General features: G+C 46.9%; 19 protein-coding genes. All 19 read left to right on the forward strand.

Translation table 11 applies throughout. The features are described from left to right. Positions 1 to 14: 14 nt before the first annotated feature. Positions 15 to 221 (forward strand): stage III sporulation protein AC, encoded by a 207-nt coding sequence (spoIIIAC, locus tag SB24_RS17350; protein ID WP_003153142.1) that lies wholly within the window; start codon positions 15 to 17, stop codon positions 219 to 221. 12 nt (positions 222 to 233) lie between these two features. Then, entirely contained in the window at positions 234 to 623 is a 390-nt protein-coding gene (spoIIIAD, locus tag SB24_RS17355) for a stage III sporulation protein AD (protein ID WP_071392571.1), read from the forward strand. Positions 624 to 655: 32 nt separating this feature from the next. Then, positions 656 to 1,864 (forward strand): stage III sporulation protein AE, encoded by a 1,209-nt coding sequence (gene spoIIIAE, locus SB24_RS17360; RefSeq protein ID WP_039254509.1) that lies wholly within the window; start codon positions 656 to 658, stop codon positions 1,862 to 1,864. Between the two features lie 16 nt (positions 1,865 to 1,880). Further along, positions 1,881 to 2,501, forward strand: coding sequence for a stage III sporulation protein AF (gene spoIIIAF, locus SB24_RS17365; protein ID WP_039254510.1), 621 nt, complete (start codon positions 1,881 to 1,883; stop codon positions 2,499 to 2,501). Further along, a complete protein-coding gene (gene spoIIIAG / locus SB24_RS17370; RefSeq protein ID WP_015417802.1) occupies positions 2,494 to 3,186 on the forward strand; it encodes a stage III sporulation protein AG in 693 nt (230 codons plus the stop codon). Before spoIIIAF ends, spoIIIAG begins: the two co-directional genes overlap by 8 nt. A gap of 3 nt (positions 3,187 to 3,189) precedes the next feature. Then, positions 3,190 to 3,840, forward strand: a complete 651-nt coding sequence (locus tag SB24_RS17375) for a SpoIIIAH-like family protein (RefSeq protein ID WP_007408346.1) — start codon at positions 3,190 to 3,192, stop codon at positions 3,838 to 3,840. A 153-nt stretch (positions 3,841 to 3,993) separates the two neighbouring features. Continuing rightward, positions 3,994 to 4,473, forward strand: coding sequence for an acetyl-CoA carboxylase biotin carboxyl carrier protein (gene accB / locus SB24_RS17380; protein WP_007408347.1), 480 nt, complete (start codon positions 3,994 to 3,996; stop codon positions 4,471 to 4,473). A gap of 14 nt (positions 4,474 to 4,487) precedes the next feature. Then, positions 4,488 to 5,840: an acetyl-CoA carboxylase biotin carboxylase subunit gene (gene accC / locus SB24_RS17385; RefSeq protein WP_007408348.1), complete on the forward strand. Its 1,353-nt coding sequence runs from the start codon at positions 4,488 to 4,490 to the stop codon at positions 5,838 to 5,840. 21 nt (positions 5,841 to 5,861) lie between these two features. Beyond that, a complete protein-coding gene (locus tag SB24_RS17390) occupies positions 5,862 to 6,269 on the forward strand; it encodes an Asp23/Gls24 family envelope stress response protein (RefSeq protein WP_003153156.1) in 408 nt (135 codons plus the stop codon). A gap of 264 nt (positions 6,270 to 6,533) precedes the next feature. Further along, entirely contained in the window at positions 6,534 to 6,926 is a 393-nt protein-coding gene (gene nusB, locus SB24_RS17395; protein WP_007408349.1) for a transcription antitermination factor NusB, read from the forward strand. A gap of 11 nt (positions 6,927 to 6,937) precedes the next feature. Then, positions 6,938 to 7,789, forward strand: a complete 852-nt coding sequence (gene folD, locus SB24_RS17400; RefSeq protein WP_007408350.1) for a bifunctional methylenetetrahydrofolate dehydrogenase/methenyltetrahydrofolate cyclohydrolase FolD — start codon at positions 6,938 to 6,940, stop codon at positions 7,787 to 7,789. A gap of 123 nt (positions 7,790 to 7,912) precedes the next feature. Beyond that, on the forward strand, positions 7,913 to 9,256 hold the full coding sequence (gene xseA, locus SB24_RS17405) for an exodeoxyribonuclease VII large subunit (RefSeq protein WP_039254514.1): 1,344 nt from the start codon (positions 7,913 to 7,915) through the stop codon (positions 9,254 to 9,256). Beyond that, positions 9,256 to 9,510, forward strand: a complete 255-nt coding sequence (locus SB24_RS17410; RefSeq protein ID WP_039254516.1) for an exodeoxyribonuclease VII small subunit — start codon at positions 9,256 to 9,258, stop codon at positions 9,508 to 9,510. The genes xseA and SB24_RS17410 overlap by 1 nt, the downstream gene beginning before the upstream one ends. Continuing rightward, positions 9,500 to 10,390 (forward strand): polyprenyl synthetase family protein, encoded by an 891-nt coding sequence (locus tag SB24_RS17415; RefSeq protein WP_007408353.1) that lies wholly within the window; start codon positions 9,500 to 9,502, stop codon positions 10,388 to 10,390. The genes SB24_RS17410 and SB24_RS17415 overlap by 11 nt, the downstream gene beginning before the upstream one ends. 143 nt (positions 10,391 to 10,533) lie before the next feature. Next, positions 10,534 to 12,435 (forward strand): 1-deoxy-D-xylulose-5-phosphate synthase, encoded by a 1,902-nt coding sequence (gene dxs, locus SB24_RS17420; protein ID WP_032870616.1) that lies wholly within the window; start codon positions 10,534 to 10,536, stop codon positions 12,433 to 12,435. Next, positions 12,432 to 13,277, forward strand: coding sequence for a TlyA family RNA methyltransferase (locus tag SB24_RS17425; RefSeq protein ID WP_007612503.1), 846 nt, complete (start codon positions 12,432 to 12,434; stop codon positions 13,275 to 13,277). The genes dxs and SB24_RS17425 overlap by 4 nt, the downstream gene beginning before the upstream one ends. Positions 13,278 to 13,373: 96 nt before the next feature. Next, the gene (ahrC, locus tag SB24_RS17430; RefSeq protein WP_003153173.1) at positions 13,374 to 13,823 is read left to right on the forward strand and encodes a transcriptional regulator AhrC/ArgR; all 450 of its coding nucleotides are present in this window, start codon (positions 13,374 to 13,376) and stop codon (positions 13,821 to 13,823) included. 31 nt (positions 13,824 to 13,854) lie between these two features. Next, positions 13,855 to 15,585 carry a DNA repair protein RecN gene (recN, locus tag SB24_RS17435; RefSeq protein ID WP_039254521.1) on the forward strand — a complete coding sequence of 577 codons (1,731 nt, stop codon included), beginning with the start codon at positions 13,855 to 13,857 and terminating at the stop codon, positions 15,583 to 15,585. 163 nt (positions 15,586 to 15,748) lie between these two features. Further along, positions 15,749 to 17,029: a SpoIVB peptidase gene (gene spoIVB / locus SB24_RS17440; protein ID WP_007408360.1), complete on the forward strand. Its 1,281-nt coding sequence runs from the start codon at positions 15,749 to 15,751 to the stop codon at positions 17,027 to 17,029. Positions 17,030 to 17,189: the final 160 nt, after the last annotated feature.

The following is a 17,189-nucleotide window of genomic DNA, read 5'->3' on the forward strand; positions in this document are numbered from 1 at the left end:
GGAGCAAACATAAAATGGGAGTCGACGTAAATGTCATTTTTCAAATCGCCGGAGTCGGTATCGTGGTTGCGTTTCTGCACACCATACTTGACCAAATGGGAAAAAAAGAATACGCCCAGTGGGTGACGCTGCTTGGCTTTATCTATATTTTATTTATGGTGGCGACGATTGTCGATGACCTGTTCAAAAAGATCAAAGCTGTGTTTCTATTCCAAGGATAGGGGGGCTTACAGATTGAGATTGTTCAAATTGTAGGTTTAGGCCTGATCGCCACATTTCTCTCCCTGATCGTAAAAGAACAGAAACCGACTTTCGCGTTTATGATTGTCGTCTTCAGCGGCTGCGTGATCTTTCTTTATCTCATCGACCAGATTTACGACATTATCAGAATGATAGAAAAAATAGCCGTCAATGCAAATGTCAATATGGTCTATGTGGAAACCATTTTAAAAATTATCGGCATCGCCTACATCGCTGAATTCGGAGCGCAGCTTACAAAGGATGCGGGCCAGGGAGCGATTGCTTCGAAAATAGAGCTGGCCGGAAAAATTTTGATACTGGTAATGGCCGTGCCGATACTCACCGTCATTATTGAAACGATTCTCGGACTTATTCCTTCTTGATCAAAAATAAAATGGAAAGGGGGGCACAAAAAATGAAGCGCTTTCGGTGGGCGGGAGCTTTTTTGTTCATCCTCTTATTTTTTCAGACTGAATGTGTACAAGCTGCCGGAACAGACGGTGCGTCGCAGGAAACCGCAGTTCACCAAGAATCCGCTGATGAAGTGGCGAAAAAGCAGGCCGAAGCGCTGAAAACAGAAGGCATCGGAAAGTTTTGGGACGACATCATGACAGAATACGGCGGTCTTCTGCCTGAAAGCCAAAAGGGAAGCATCATCGACTTTATTAACGGAGAAAAAAAGTTCTCGCCGGAGGCATGGCTGAAGGCTTTATTTTCATACTTGTTTCATGAAGTGCTCGCAAACGGAAAGCTTCTGGGAACTTTGATTCTTCTCACCATTTTTTGTGTCATTCTGCAGCTCCTGCAAAATGCGTTCCAGCAGAGCACCGTCAGCAAAGTGGCTTATGCAATCGTCTACATGGTGCTGATTATTCTCGCTTTAAACAGCTTTCATGTTGCCGTCAATTATGCCAGTGAAGCGATCCAGACGATGACAAGCTTCATTCTCGCGCTCATCCCGCTTTTACTCGCGCTTTTGGCGTCTTCCGGGGGAGCCGTCTCCGCAGCTTTTTTTCACCCCGTTATTTTATTTCTGATGAATACGAGCGGCCTTCTCATTCAAAACATCGTCATGCCGCTTATCTTCCTGTCAGCGATTTTAAGCATCGTCAGCACGATGACGGATCAATATAAAGTCACGCAGCTTGCCAATCTGCTCAGAAATATCGCAATCGGCGCGCTTGCCGTATTTCTCACCGTGTTTCTCGGCGTCATCTCCGTACAGGGGGCTTCGGCTGCCGTGACGGACGGGATTACGCTCAGGACTGCAAAATTTATAACAGGCAATTTTATTCCCGTGCTCGGCCGGATGTTTACGGATGCGACGGATACGGTCATCAGCGCTTCGCTCCTATTAAAAAACACCGTGGGAATCCTCGGAGTCGGAATTTTGATCTGCATCTCCGCGTTTCCGGCGATCAAAGTGCTCTCGCTCGCTTTTATTTATAAGCTCGCGGCCGCTATTCTGCAGCCGCTCGGAGGCGGGCCCGTCATTACGTGCCTCGGCGTCATCAGCAGAAGCGTACTGTATATTTTCGCGGCGCTCGCCATCGTCTCTCTCATGTTTTTCCTCAGCATCACAGTCATTATTACAGCAGGCAACCTCACCATGATGATGAAATAAAGGAGGCCCATTGGATATGAGCTTTTTAACAGAATGGCTGACAAGCATTATTTTATTTATCTTATTCGCCATCGTCATCGACATGCTGCTGCCCAGCTCCAGTATGCAAAAATACGCCAAGATGGTTGTCAGCCTGCTGTTAATCATTGTCATGCTCAACCCGATATTCAAACTTTTCAAAACAGACCCGGAAATCATCTTCGATTATTTGACAAAACAAGAGCAATCTCAATCCGCTGATATAAAAAATCAAATTAAATCAGAAAAAAAAGAAATACAAGCATCAAACCGCGCATATGTTTTAGAAGAAATGGCTGTCCAACTAAAAAAGAAAGCGGAGGAGATGTTCAGTCATGACGAATACAAAATAGACGACATCCGCCTTACAGCGGAAGAACAGGTTCGTTCAGAAGAAGATGTAAAAACGATCAGCGTGTATATGGCCCCATCTTCTGAAAAAACCGTGCAAACCGTCGCACCGATCGACATCCGCACAGACCGCAAATACGAACCGGAAGGCGTAGCCGACAAAAAAGAGGCCGCAGACATCAAAGAAAAACTTGCGGATATATGGGAAATCGGCAGTGAGAAAATTACGGTTTATATGGAAGGCGGGGAGAAAAACGGCCATGAATAAAAACGGACTATGGACCATACTCAAAAAACAGCTGATGATCGGACAGGCGAAAGACGGAGAAAAACCAAAACTGACAAAATATCATTACTTTCTGTTCGTGTTTGTGCTCGGGGTATCTTTTATGCTGGTCAGCCAGCTGTTCTCTTCACCGGAGAAAACCGAGAAGGACCAAACGGCGCAGACCGTCATGTCCGGCCGAACGGAAGACAAAAGCGGGCAAAAAAGCGCACCCGTTTTTAAGGCATCGAAAGACGGCAGCGCAAAAACCACAATCGATGATTACGAAAGAGACTATGAAAACCAGCTGAAAGAAATCCTTGAAACGATTATCGGCGTGGAGGATGTCTCAATTGTCGTAAACGTAGACGCAACATCTCTGAAAGTGTTTGAGAAAAATAAAACGAAAAAAGACACCACCACTGAAGAAACCGATAAAGAAGGCGGCAAAAGAAGCGTAACCGATCAAACCTCTGAAGAACAAATTGTCATGATTCGAAACGGGGACCAGGAAACCCCGGTCGTCGTCCAGACGAAAAAGCCCGATATCCGCGGTGTACTCGTTGTCGCTCAGGGAGTGGACAACGTTCAAATAAAAAAAACCATCATTGATGCCGTCACAAGGGTGCTCGATGTTCCGAGCTATCGTGTAGCGGTTGCCCCTAAAAAAATCAAGGAGGATTCATAAATCATGCTGAAAAAACAAACGGTTTGGCTTTTAACAATGCTCAGTCTCGTCGTGGTATTAAGTGTTTATTATATTATGTCGCCGGAAAGCAAAAATGCCGTGCAGATGAAAAGCGAAAAAAGCAGCGGAGAAGTCGCCACTGAAAAAACGCCGGCTCCTGAAACGAAAGATAAGAGCGGAAGCGGCACGGAAAAAGAAGACGGCACAAAAGGAACGAAAGATTCTAAAGGCACAAAAGAGGATAAAGAAACATCAGCCGAAGCATCGGACAAAGACGGATCGGTCGCCACAGAAACAGCTGATGAAAACTTATTTACCGCATACCGCATGGAGCTTGAAGACGCGAGAAGCAAAGAAAGGGAACAGTTAAACAGCATTGTTTCAAGCGATGATGCGACCGCAAAGGAAAAAAGCGAAGCCTACGATAAAATGACGGCGCTGAGCAATGCTGAAGGGACGGAAAAACAGCTGGAAACGCTGATTAAAACACAAGGCTACAAAGATGCGCTCGTGGATGCTGAAGGAGACAAAATCAACATTACCGTCATGTCTGACAAACATTCAAACGCAAAAGCTTCCGCTATCATTGACCTGGTGGAAAAAGAAATCAAGACGATGAAAGACGTCGCCGTCACGTTTGAACCGACAAAGTAAGAGACCTGAACCGCCCGCACCCGCTGCGGGCTTTTCTGATGTCATTTTAGATCAGTGTTGAATTTACACAAGCGCTCCTGTAAGATAAACATAGTATGTACTTTTAGTAGCAACCCATAAATTTCTATTTTTTATACATAGGAGTGGAAACTGATGTTAAAAATCAACGAAATTCATGAACTGATAAAAAGAATCGATGAATCTTCCATCGACGAATTTGTTTACGAAATTGAAGGCGTAAGCCTCAAACTGAAAAAAAATGAAGCGCCGGCAGTGAATGTAACGGGACAAGCCCAAGCCGTTCCCGCCGCTTACGCACCTGCTCCGCAGGCTGCAAAACCGGAAGCGAGTGAAGCCGCTCCTGCTCAGGAAGCGCCGAAACAAGACGAAAACCTGCACAAAATTACGTCTCCGATGGTCGGAACGTTTTATGCTTCTTCATCGCCGGAAGCCGGCCCTTACGTAAACCAAGGTTCAAAAGTGAGCGAAAATACAGTTGTTTGTATCGTAGAAGCAATGAAACTCTTTAACGAGATTGAAGCCGAAGTAAAAGGAGAAATCGTTGAAGTGTTAGTTGAAAACGGCCAGCTGGTCGAATACGGACAACCTCTATTTCTTGTAAAAGCTGAGTAAGGAGACCTGCTATTATGATTAAAAAGCTATTGATCGCCAACCGAGGAGAAATCGCCGTCAGAATTATCCGTGCCTGCAAAGAGCTGGGCATTGAAACTGTAGCCGTTTATTCTGAGGCAGATAAAGACGCCCTGCATGTCCAAATGGCCGATGAGGCTTTTTGTATCGGGCCGAAAACATCAAAAGAAAGCTATTTAAATGTAACGAACATCGTCAGCGTCGCAAAGCTGACCGGCACGGATGCGATTCATCCGGGATACGGGTTTTTAGCTGAAAACGCCGACTTTGCCGAGCTGTGCGAGGAATTAAACGTAACGTTTGTCGGCCCTACGGCTGACGCCATTTCAAAAATGGGAACAAAAGATATCGCCCGCGACACGATGCAGCTGGCGGGCGTGCCGATTGTGCCCGGTTCAAAAGGAATCATAAAAAATACGGAAGAAGCGGTTTCGCTTGCAGGTGAAATTGGGTATCCTGTCATTATAAAAGCCACTGCGGGCGGAGGCGGAAAAGGCATCCGGGTCGCACGCACAGAAGAAGAACTGATCAAAGGCATTGAGATTACCCAGCAGGAAGCCGCTACGGCATTCGGAAATCCGGGTGTGTACATCGAGAAGTACATAGAAGATTTCCGCCATGTTGAAATTCAGGTGCTTGCGGATAATTACGGAAACACGATCCATCTCGGAGAGCGTGACTGTTCTATCCAAAGACGTCTGCAAAAACTTCTTGAAGAGTCACCGTCACCTGCGCTTGATTCTGAAATCAGGGAGCAGATGGGTGAAGCAGCGGTAAAAGCAGCGAAGGCCGTCGGTTACACGGGAGCCGGCACAGTAGAATTCATCTATGACTACAGAGAACAGCGCTACTACTTCATGGAGATGAACACGCGTATTCAAGTAGAGCACCCTGTCACAGAAATGGTGACGGGAACGGATCTGATCAAAGAACAGATCAAAGTGGCATCCGGACAGGAGCTTTCGCTCAGACAGGAAGATGTTGAATTTAACGGCTGGGCGATTGAATGCCGCATCAACGCTGAAAACCCTGCGAAAAACTTCATGCCTTCACCCGGTAAAATTAACATGTACCTGCCGCCGGGCGGACTCGGCGTACGCGTGGATTCAGCCGCATATCCCGGCTATTCGATCCCGCCGTACTATGACAGTATGATTGCTAAAGTCATCACATACGGAACAACGCGTGATGAGGCAGTCGCACGGATGAAACGCGCGCTGAGCGAATTCGTGATTGAAGGTATTGAAACGACGATTCCGTTCCATTTGAAACTGCTTGAACACGAAACATTTGTCAGCGGAGAGTTTAATACAAAGTTTTTAGAAACATATGATGTAATGGGCTCATAATTTTTGCGGGAGGTGAATTGAATGGAAGACAACAGTGTGCTTAAAATGGATCATGATGAGGCTCATTTAGGCAAGGTTGAAATTGCTCCTGAGGTCATTGAAGTCATTGCCGGCATCGCCGCTTCCGAAGTTGAAGGAGTTGCTGAAATGCGCGGCAATTTTGCCACGGGCGTCGTAGAACGCTTCGGCAAAATCAATCACGGCAAAGGCGTAAAGGTCGATTTAGCCGATGACGGGATTACCATCGACGTCTATTGCGTCGTTCAATTCGGGATCTCGATCCCGAAAGTGGCGGCAAGCGTTCAGGAGAATATCCGCCAAACCTTATTAAACATGACGTCTCTGACCATTAATGAAATCAATATTCATATCGTCGGCATTCAATTTGACACGAAAGCCCAAGAAGTCGAAATCGACGAAGAAATGTAATGAGCGTATAAAAACCAAGGGGATGGGCAGCCCTTTGGTTTTTTATACGTTTCCCGTCATTTCAGGCATGAAGAAAGCCGGCTTACAAACGGCAGCCGAGTTTCTTCATGCTGTGAAATCCGAATGAAATTAATACGGTTTGTGAAAATATTCGGCATTAGGGTGAAAAAACCTAAATTTCGACATGCGATTGAGAAAAAAATATGTTATGATCTCTTTAAGCTTAACGACAAGCGGATAAAGCGGATCTGAAGGAGAAAGAAAATGAAAAGAAGAACAGCTAGAGAAAAAGCTTTGCAGGCACTTTTTCAGATTGATGTCAGCGATATTGCACCGAACGATGCCATTGAGCACGCGCTTGATGGTGAAAAAACAGATGCCTTCTTTGAACAGCTGGTGTACGGAGTGATCGAACATCAGGTTCAGCTTGATGAAATGATTTCCGGCCATCTCGTCAATTGGAAGCTTGACCGGATTGCAAACGTAGACCGCGCGATCCTGCGTCTGGCGGTGTATGAAATGGTTTATTCTGACGACATTCCTGCTAACGTGTCATTAAACGAAGCAATCGAGCTGGCAAAACGGTTCGGCGACGATAAAGCTGCAAAATTCGTAAACGGGGTTCTTTCTAACATTAAAACTGATATCGAATCATAGGAGGAAAGAAAATGACTGCAACAATCATCGACGGAAAAGAAACGGCTAAAGAAAAACGCGAACAATTGGCAAAAGAAGTAGAAGAGCTGAAAGCACAAGGCGTAGTGCCTGGATTGGCGGTCATTTTAATCGGAGACGATCCCGCTTCTGTTTCATATGTGACAGGCAAGAAAAAAGCCGCTGAAACAATGGGAATGAAATTTAAGCTTGACCGCTTTGACTCAAGCTTAACCGAGGCGGAGCTTTTAACAGTGATTGATCAGTATAATCAAAATCCGGAATTCCACGGCATTCTCGTCCAGCTGCCGCTCCCGGATCATATTTCTGAAAAAGCCGTAATCGAGCGGATCTCCCCTGATAAGGATGTTGACGGTTTCCACCCTCTCAACGTCGGGAAAATGCTGCTTGGCGAAGATACATTTCTTCCATGCACGCCGCACGGAATTGTCGAGTTATTGAAAAAGACGAACGTAGATCTTTCCGGCAAAGAAGTTGTTGTAGTCGGACGAAGCAATATTGTCGGTAAACCGGTCGGCCAGCTGCTGCTGAACGAAAACGCGACCGTCACATATTGCCATTCCCGCACGAAAAATATGTCTGAGCATACGAAAAAAGCAGATATTCTTGTGGTAGCGGTCGGTAAAGCGAACTTCATCAAAGCTGATCAAATCAAAGAGGGCGCCATTGTCATTGATGTCGGCGTCAACCGTCTCGAAAGCGGAAAACTCTGCGGAGACGTTCAGTTTGATGAAGCGAAAGAAAAAGCATCTTTCATTACGCCGGTGCCGGGCGGAGTAGGTCCGATGACCATCACAATGCTTGCGCATAATACTGTTAAATCTGCCAGACGTACGTTATCATAGATAACCGGAGACAGTCACAAAAAGTGTGACAATGAGCACGATACCCGCTTCTTAAGGCTCCTTTCAGCCAGAGCGGGTTTTCTTAGTTTAGGGCAAAAAGCCTTTATGAAAGGAGTGCAGGATGTGAGTGAAGCGGCATATGTCACGGTTTCCGCGCTGACCAAATACATTAAAAGAAAATTCGATGTGGACCCTCATCTTGAAGACATTTGGATTAAGGGTGAGCTCTCCAATGTTAAAATTCATACGAGAGGCCACATCTATTTTACATTAAAAGATGAGCATGCCCGCATGCAGGCCGTCATGTTTCAGAGGCAAAGTTCGAGGCTTGCGTTTAAGCCAGAAGACGGAATGAAGGTCATCGTAAGAGGCGGCATCTCCGTCTATGAACCGAGCGGAAGCTATCAGCTGTACGCGAAAGAAATGCAGCCGGACGGTGTGGGGGCGCTCTACTTAGCCTATGAAGAATTAAAGAAAAAACTTGCCGGCGAAGGGTTGTTTGATGACCGGCATAAGCAGGCCATCCCCGCTTTTCCGGCCACGATCGGGGTCGTCACGTCACCGACGGGAGCAGCCGTCAGAGACGTCATTACCACACTCAAAAGAAGATACCCCCTTGTGAAAGTCATTGTGCTTCCCGCGCTCGTTCAAGGTGAAAATGCCAGCAGATCGATTGTGAAGCGCATTGAAGAAGCCAATGCACAAAAAATGTGTGACGTCCTGATCGTCGGAAGGGGAGGGGGCTCGATCGAAGAATTGTGGGCATTTAACGAAGAAATCGTGGCCCGGGCGATTTTTGCTTCCGCCATTCCGATTATATCAGCCGTCGGACATGAAACAGATTTTACAATCAGTGATTTCGTCGCGGATATCCGGGCGGCAACCCCGACAGGAGCGGCAGAAATTGCCGTTCCCCACACGACGGACTTAATGGAACGGACAAAAACGGCGGAAGTCCGCCTGACAAGAGCGATGCAGCAGCATATCAACAAGAAAAAAGAACGGGTTCAATCGCTCCAGTCATCCTACGCGTTCCGTTTTCCGAAACGATTGTATACCCAAAAAGAACAGCAGTTTGACCTTTTGTATCAGCAGTTCCAATCACAGCTCACAGGGCTTACGGACAGGAAACAAAGGCAGCTGGAGCGGAATACGTACAGATTAACGGCGCTCCACCCTGAAACCCAGCTGAAACAGGCGAAAAAACGGTACGAGGAGCGCTCAAATCAGCTCGCCCGAAGCATGAATGTCCAGCTGAAGCAGCTTCATTCGCAGTTTCAGACGGTTCTTGGTAAACTGAATGCATTAAGTCCCCTTCAGGTGATGGAGAGAGGATACAGTCTGGCCTATAAAGACAAAGAGCTGATCAAAAGCGTTGATCAAGTGGAACAAAATGATACGCTTGAAGTAAAGATGACAGACGGCGTTCTGACGTGTGAAGTATTGCAAAAGAGAGGCGAACGATAATGACAGAAACCAAAAAAAGTGAAGAGCTGACTTTTGAAGAGGCGATGAAAGGCCTTGAAGGCATTGTGGCAAAGCTTGAAGAAGGAGATGTGCCGCTGGAGCAGGCGATTAATTATTTTCAGGAAGGGATGACCCTTTCAAAAATGTGCCATGAAAAGCTTCAGCATGTCGAAAAGCAAATGGACTTTATTTTAAAAGATAACGGCGAACTTGCACCTTTCAGCGTTCAGGAGGAAGACGAAGGTGACAAATAAACTGGACGCATTTTTAGCATCGCGCAAACAACTGATTGAACAGCAGCTTTCTTTGTATACAGAACGGCTTGCGATGCCGGAAACCCTTAAAAAATCTATGCTGTATTCTTTGGAAGCGGGCGGAAAGAGGCTGCGCCCCCTCGTCGTCTTAGCCGTTCTGAATGCTTACGGAAAAGATGAAAAAGACGGGATTCCGGTCGGATGCGCTGTCGAAATGATTCATACGTATTCTTTAATCCATGATGATCTGCCTTGCATGGACGATGATGATCTGCGCCGGGGAAAGCCCACAAACCATAAAGTCTTCGGTGAAGCGGCAGCCGTATTAGCCGGAGACGGGCTTCTGACAGAAAGCTTTAAATTGATCACATCTCATGTGTCTGAGGCGGTTTCAGCAGAAAAACGGCTCCGTCTCGTCGATGAGCTGATCAGCGCGGCGGGAACGGAAGGAATGGTCGGCGGACAGGCTGCCGACATGGAAGCGGAGCAAAAGCGGATAACGCTTGAGGAGCTGGAATCCATCCACGAGCGGAAAACGGCCAAGCTCCTCGGTTTTTCCGTGACGGCGGGCGCCATTTTGGCAGATGCGCCGGAGGATGAAGTCGAAAAGCTCCGTTTGTTCAGCAGCCATATCGGCATCGGATTTCAAATCAGAGACGACATCCTTGATATTGAAGGGCATGAGGAGAGGATCGGCAAACCGGTCGGCTCAGATACGTCGAATGAAAAATCAACGTATCCGTCGCTTTTAACGCTTGAAGGTGCGAAAGAAAAGCTTGCGTATCATATCAGCGAGGCGAAACAGATCATCAGCGGCCTTTCTCTTCAGAAAGAATTGCTGCATGACCTCTGTGATTTAATCGCGGCGAGAGATCATTAAAAACGGTCCTGATTTGAAGGGGCTGCCGCTCCTATGGTAAAATGTAAGCAGTTTCGATGAAAATACAAAGGGAGTCTTTTTCTTTTTTCAAAAAGACACTGTTTAATTTGCAGAAATTCATGCTGAAAGTGAGTTGATCCGCTTTGGATCTTTTATCAATACAGGACCCGTCATTTCTTAAGAAGATGTCAATTGAACAGCTGGAAGAGCTGAGTGAGGAGATCCGCAATTTCCTCATCACATCGCTGTCTGCCTCTGGCGGCCATATCGGGCCGAACCTCGGGGTTGTCGAGCTGACAATTGCGCTTCACAAAGAATTTGACAGTCCGAAAGATAAATTTTTATGGGATGTCGGACATCAGTCCTATGTTCATAAACTGTTAACCGGACGCGGCAAGGAGTTTGAAACCTTGCGCCAATATAAAGGGCTTTGCGGTTTCCCGAAACGCAGCGAAAGCGAACATGACGTATGGGAAACAGGCCACAGCTCAACCTCGCTCTCAGGCGCGATGGGAATGGCTGCCGCCCGTGATATTAAAGGATCGAAAGAATATATCATCCCGATTATCGGAGACGGCGCTTTAACCGGAGGAATGGCGCTTGAAGCGCTGAACCATATCGGTGATGAGAAGAAAGACATGATCGTCATCCTGAATGATAATGAGATGAGCATTGCGCCGAATGTCGGGGCGATTCATTCTATGCTTGGACGGCTTCGCACGGCCGGCAAATATCAATGGGTAAAAGACGAGCTTGAATATTTATTTAAGCGCATCCCGGCCGTCGGCGGAAAATTGGCCGCCACAGCTGAACGGATAAAAGACAGTTTGAAATATATGCTTGTGTCAGGCATGTTTTTTGAAGAGCTGGGCTTTACGTATTTAGGCCCGGTTGACGGTCATTCCTACCACGAACTGTTTGAAAACCTGCAATACGCCAAAAAAACGAAAGGCCCTGTTCTTTTACATGTCATTACGAAAAAGGGCAAAGGCTATAAACCGGCTGAGACCGACACAATCGGCACATGGCACGGAACGGGTCCTTATAAAATCAATACGGGTGATTTCGTCAAGCCGAAAGCCGCGGCGCCTTCATGGAGCGGACTTGTCAGCGGCACCGTGCAGGAGCTGGCGCGCGAGGATGACAGAATTGTCGCCATTACACCGGCCATGCCGGTCGGCTCCAAACTGGAAGGGTTTGCGAAAGAATTCCCTGAACGCATGTTTGATGTCGGAATCGCAGAACAGCATGCGGCGACGATGGCGGCTGGAATGGCGCTCCAAGGCATGAAGCCGTTTCTTGCGATTTATTCGACCTTTTTGCAGCGGGCGTACGATCAGGTCGTCCATGACATCTGCCGTCAAAACGCGAATGTATTTATCGGCATTGACCGCGCCGGTTTGGTCGGCGCTGACGGGGAGACGCATCAAGGCGTCTTTGACATCGCCTTTTTGCGGCATATACCAAACCTCGTTTTAATGATGCCGAAGGATGAAAATGAAGGCCGCCATATGGTCAATACAGCCCTTAATTATGAGGAGGGTCCGATCGCGATGCGCTTCCCGCGCGGGAACGGGCTCGGCGTAAAGATGGATAAAGAGCTGAAAACCATTCCGATCGGAACATGGGAAGTGCTCCGTCCCGGAAAAGACGCGGTCATTTTAACATTCGGTACGACCATTGAAATGGCGCTGGAAGCGGCTGAAGAACTGCAAAAAGAAGGCTTGTCCGTGCGTGTCGTGAATGCGCGGTTTATAAAACCGATTGATAAACAAATGATGAAGGCCATTCTTAATGAAGGTCTGCCGATTTTAACGATAGAAGAAGCCGTGCTTGAAGGCGGATTCGGCAGCACGATTCTTGAATACGCTCATGACCTCGGCATGTATCATACACCGATTGACAGAATGGGCATCCCAGACCGGTTTATTGAACACGGCAGCGTAACCGCCCTGCTTGAAGAAATCGGTCTCACGAAGGTTGAGGTTATGAACCGGATCAAACTGCTGATGCCGCCGAAGACACATAAAGGAATTGGATCATGACAGCAAAAAAAGAACGATTAGATGTACTTCTTGTAGAAAAAGGCCTTGCGGAAACGCGGGAAAAAGCGAAACGCGCCATTATGGCGGGCATCGTATACTCAAATGAAAACCGATTGGACAAACCGGGTGAAAAAATCGCCCGGGATCTTCCGTTAACGGTAAAAGGAAACCCTCTTAAATACGTCAGCAGAGGCGGATTAAAGCTTGAAAAAGCCCTGGAAGTGTTTCCCGTCTCGGTAAAAGGCAAAACGATGATTGACATCGGCTCGTCTACAGGGGGATTCACGGATTGTGCCCTCCAAAACGGAGCCGAGCGATCCTACGCAGTGGATGTCGGCTATAATCAGCTTGCCTGGAAGCTGAGACAGGACGAGAGGGTCGTCGTCATGGAACGGACGAATTTCCGCTATTCCGAGCCTTCCGATTTCACAGAGGGTTTGCCGGAATTTGCGACAATCGATGTTTCTTTCATCTCACTCCGCCTCATTCTCCCGGTTTTAAAAACGCTGCTTGTACCGGGGAGCGATTGTATCGCACTGGTAAAGCCGCAATTTGAAGCCGGACGGGAATCCGTCGGAAAAAAAGGCATTGTCAGAGATCCCGGCGTTCATACTGACGTTCTCCGCCGCATGAATCAATTTGCCGCTTCTGAAGGATATACAGTGAAAGGACTGTCCTTCTCACCGATTACAGGGGGAGACGGTAATATTGAGTTTCTGCTTCATTTGGAATGGGGCGGAGAAGACGGAAACGGCGCTGAACTGCCGGAAGAAGACATTCTCCGTACCGTCCGCGAAGCACATGAGACATTAAAAGCCAAAAAGACAGATGTACCGGAATAATAGGGGGCTATTATTCCTTTTTTCTGCCATCATGTACTTTTTATCAAGAAGCGGTTAACATAATGACAAGAACAGCTTGAAAACAGAGGTGCTTACATGACAAAAGGCCAAAGGCATATAAAAATCAGAGAGCTTATTACAAGCCATGAGATTGAAACGCAGGATGACTTAGTTGACATGCTGAGAGAAGAAGGATATAAGGTAACTCAGGCGACTGTCTCCAGAGACATTAAAGAGCTGCATCTCGTAAAGGTGCCGACAAACAATGGCTCCTACAAATACAGCCTGCCGGCGGATCAGCGGTTCAATCCGCTGTCAAAACTGAAGCGTTCATTAATGGATGCGTTCGTAAAAATTGACTCAGCAAGCCATATGATCGTATTAAAAACGATGCCGGGGAATGCTCAGGCAATCGGCGCTCTGATGGATAATCTCGAATGGGAAGAAATCATGGGCACGATTTGCGGAGATGACACGATCTTAATCATCTGCAGGACGCCTGAAGATACGGAGGGTGTTCAAAGCCGTCTTTTGGAGCTGCTGTAGCGTAATTATCAGATAAAAGGTGGAATGCTGTTTGTTAGCTGAACTATCAATAAAAAACTTTGCCATTATAGAGGAACTGACGATTTCGTTTGAGCGGGGGCTCACCGTCCTGACGGGAGAAACAGGGGCCGGCAAGTCAATTATTATAGACGCCGTTTCCCTATTAGTCGGCGGCCGCGGCTCGTCTGAATTTGTCCGTTACGGTGAAACAAAGGCCGAGCTTGAAGGACTGTTTCTTTTGGACAGCGGTCATCCCGTTTTTGAAGTATGCCGTGAGCAGGGAATAGACGCATCTGACGACATGATTGTCATGAGAAGGGACATTAATGCCGGAGGAAAAAGCGTCTGCCGTGTCAACGGAAAATTAGTGACGATTGCGGCTTTGAGGGAAATCGGCAGACTTTTATTAGATATTCACGGACAGCATGATAACCAGCTGTTAATGGAGGACGATAAACACTTAGAGCTGTTGGACAGGTTTGCGGGCGCTGAGGCCGAATCCGCGCTTCAGGCTTACCATGAAGGCTATGAGCGTTATATGAAGCTGCTCAAAAAAGTGAGGAAGCTGTCAGAAAGCGAGCAGGAAATGGCGCATCGGCTAGACCTGATTCAATTTCAGCTTGAAGAAATCGAGTCGGCGAAGCTTGAATTGAATGAAGACGAGCTTCTTCAGGAAGAGCGGAAGCAGATATCCAACTTTGAAAAAATTTATGAATCATTGCAAAACGCCTATAATGCGCTCCGCAGCGAACAGGGGGGGCTTGACTGGGTCGGAATGGCCTCTGCCCAGCTTGAAGATATTTCGGATATCAATGAACCGCTGCAAAAGCTGTCAGAAAGTGTGTCAAGTTCCTATTATCTGTTGGAGGATGCAACCTTTCAGATGCGCAATCTGTTAGATGATCTGGAATATGACCCGGAACGGCTGAATTTTATTGAAACCCGTTTAAATGAGATCAAACAGCTGAAGCGCAAATACGGAGCGACGGTAGAAGACATTTTGGAATACGGCTCCAAAATAGAAGAGGAAATCGATCAAATCGAGAACCGCGACAGCCACCTTGAAGCGCTGAAGAAGGAACTGGAGTCGGTCGGCAAAGATGTGGCCGTAGAAGCCGCCAATTTATCAAAAATCAGAAAAGCATGGGCTAAGAAACTGGCGGAAGCGATTCATCAGGAATTAAAAAGTCTGTATATGGGCAAATCAACGTTTGATACGGAATTTCTCGTGAAAACCGATCCGTCAGCCAGTGAAGCACCGGTTGTTGACGGGCAGCCCGTGCAGCTTACCCAAAAGGGGATTGACCTTGTGAAGTTTTTAATTTCAACAAACACCGGTGAGCCTTTAAAACCGCTGTCAAAGGTCGCTTCCGGAGGCGAGCTTTCAAGGGTGATGCTGGCGATGAAAAGTATTTTTTCTTCCCAGCAGGATGTCACCTCCATCATCTTTGACGAAGTGGACACCGGTGTAAGCGGGCGGGTTGCCCAAGCCATCGCGGAAAAAATCCATAAAGTATCGACCGGTTCACAGGTGCTCTGCATTACACACCTGCCGCAGGTTGCCGCTATGGCGGATACGCACCTTCTGATCGCAAAAGAATTCAAAGACGGCCGGACGACAACGCATGTCACGCCGCTTTCTAAACAGGACAAGGTAGCGGAAATCGGCCGCATGATTGCGGGCGTCGAAGTGACCGATCTGACAAAACGGCATGCACAAGAGCTTTTAAAACAGGCCGGACAGGTAAAAACAACAGGATAAGCTGCTGATACAGGCAGCTTATTTTTTTGTTCCATTTCTCTAACAGTGTATCCAATGTTTTTCTTCGTATGCCGGTTATAAATCAAGCGCAGGAAGGCAAAAGTATAGATGTAGCAGAAAAAGAAAGTGGTGTGGGATAGGAGCGAGGAGAGTGAAGGAATGAATGCACGATAACATGAGGAAAGCAATAGGTGTAATTCTCCTTGTTTCTTTACTAAGTGTAGGCTTTTTTAAGCCATTTAAAGAATATTTACTGATACCATCAGAAATGAGCGTCTTTGAAAACCAGACACAGGCCGTTCCGGTTAATGCATCAATAAGCGCTGAAAAGGGCGAATTATCAGAAGCCTTTACGCTGAAAGAAGAGCACGGCCATGCAAACATAACAGGGCAAACACAAGGCCGGTCAGAAGTAGTATATGATCTTGCCGGATTTCCCATTAAAAAAACAAAAGTGCGTGTCCTTCCAGAATTGAAGGTCATTCCGGGCGGACAGTCCATCGGTGTAAAACTGCATTCAGTCGGTGTTTTGGTGGTCGGTTTTCACCAAGTGATGACAAAGGATGGGAAAAAGTCTCCGGGAGAACAAGCGGGAATTGAATCTGGCGACATCATTATTAAAATGAACGGACATAAAATTGAAAAAATGAGCGACATCGCCCCGTTTATTCAAAAAGCGGGCAAAACCGGTGAATCTTTGGATTTATTGGTGAAACGCGATAAGCAAAAAATCAAAACAAAGCTGATTCCGACAAAGGACGAAGCCGAGGGGAAATATCGAATCGGCCTTTATATCCGCGATTCGGCAGCCGGCATCGGCACCATGACATTTTTTGAACCGAAAACAAAAAAATACGGCGCATTGGGCCACGTCATCTCTGATATGGATACAAAAAAACCGATTGTCGTAGAAGACGGAGAAATCGTCCGTTCAACTGTAACATCAATTGAAAAAGGAAAAGGCGGCAATCCCGGCGAAAAACTGGCAAGGTTTTCGTCAGAACGGAAAACGATCGGCGATATTAACCGCAACAGCCCGTTCGGCATCTTCGGGACACTGCATCAGCCGATTAAAAACAACATTTCCGACAAAGCGCTTCCGATTGCTTTGTCAAATGAAGTAAAAAAAGGACCTGCGCAAATGCTGACGGTTATCGAAAACGATAAAGTAGAGAAATTTGATATTGAAATCGTCAGCACCACGCCGCAAAAATTCCCGGCGACAAAGGGAATGGTGTTGAAAGTGACAGATCCGAAACTGCTGAAAAGAACCGGCGGAATCGTTCAGGGGATGAGCGGAAGCCCGATCATCCAGAACGGAAAGGTCGTCGGAGCCGTAACCCACGTATTTGTCAATGATCCGACAAGCGGCTACGGCGTTCATATCGAATGGATGCTGTCTGAAGCGGGTGTTGATGTTTACGGAAAAGACAAAGCAAGCTGACTGCCGGATGATCCGGCAGTTTTTTTATGTGATGCGTTCTTCACTTCTTTCCTGGATTCATGTAAAATAAGACATGAAGATTTTTCGACAAATTCACGTTTCCTGATTTGTCAAACTTAATTTTTAGTCGAAAAACCTAGAAAATGCTAGAAAAACAAAG

It is taken from the genome of Bacillus sp. Pc3 (assembly GCF_000815145.1).
Lineage (GTDB): Bacteria > Bacillota > Bacilli > Bacillales > Bacillaceae > Bacillus > Bacillus velezensis.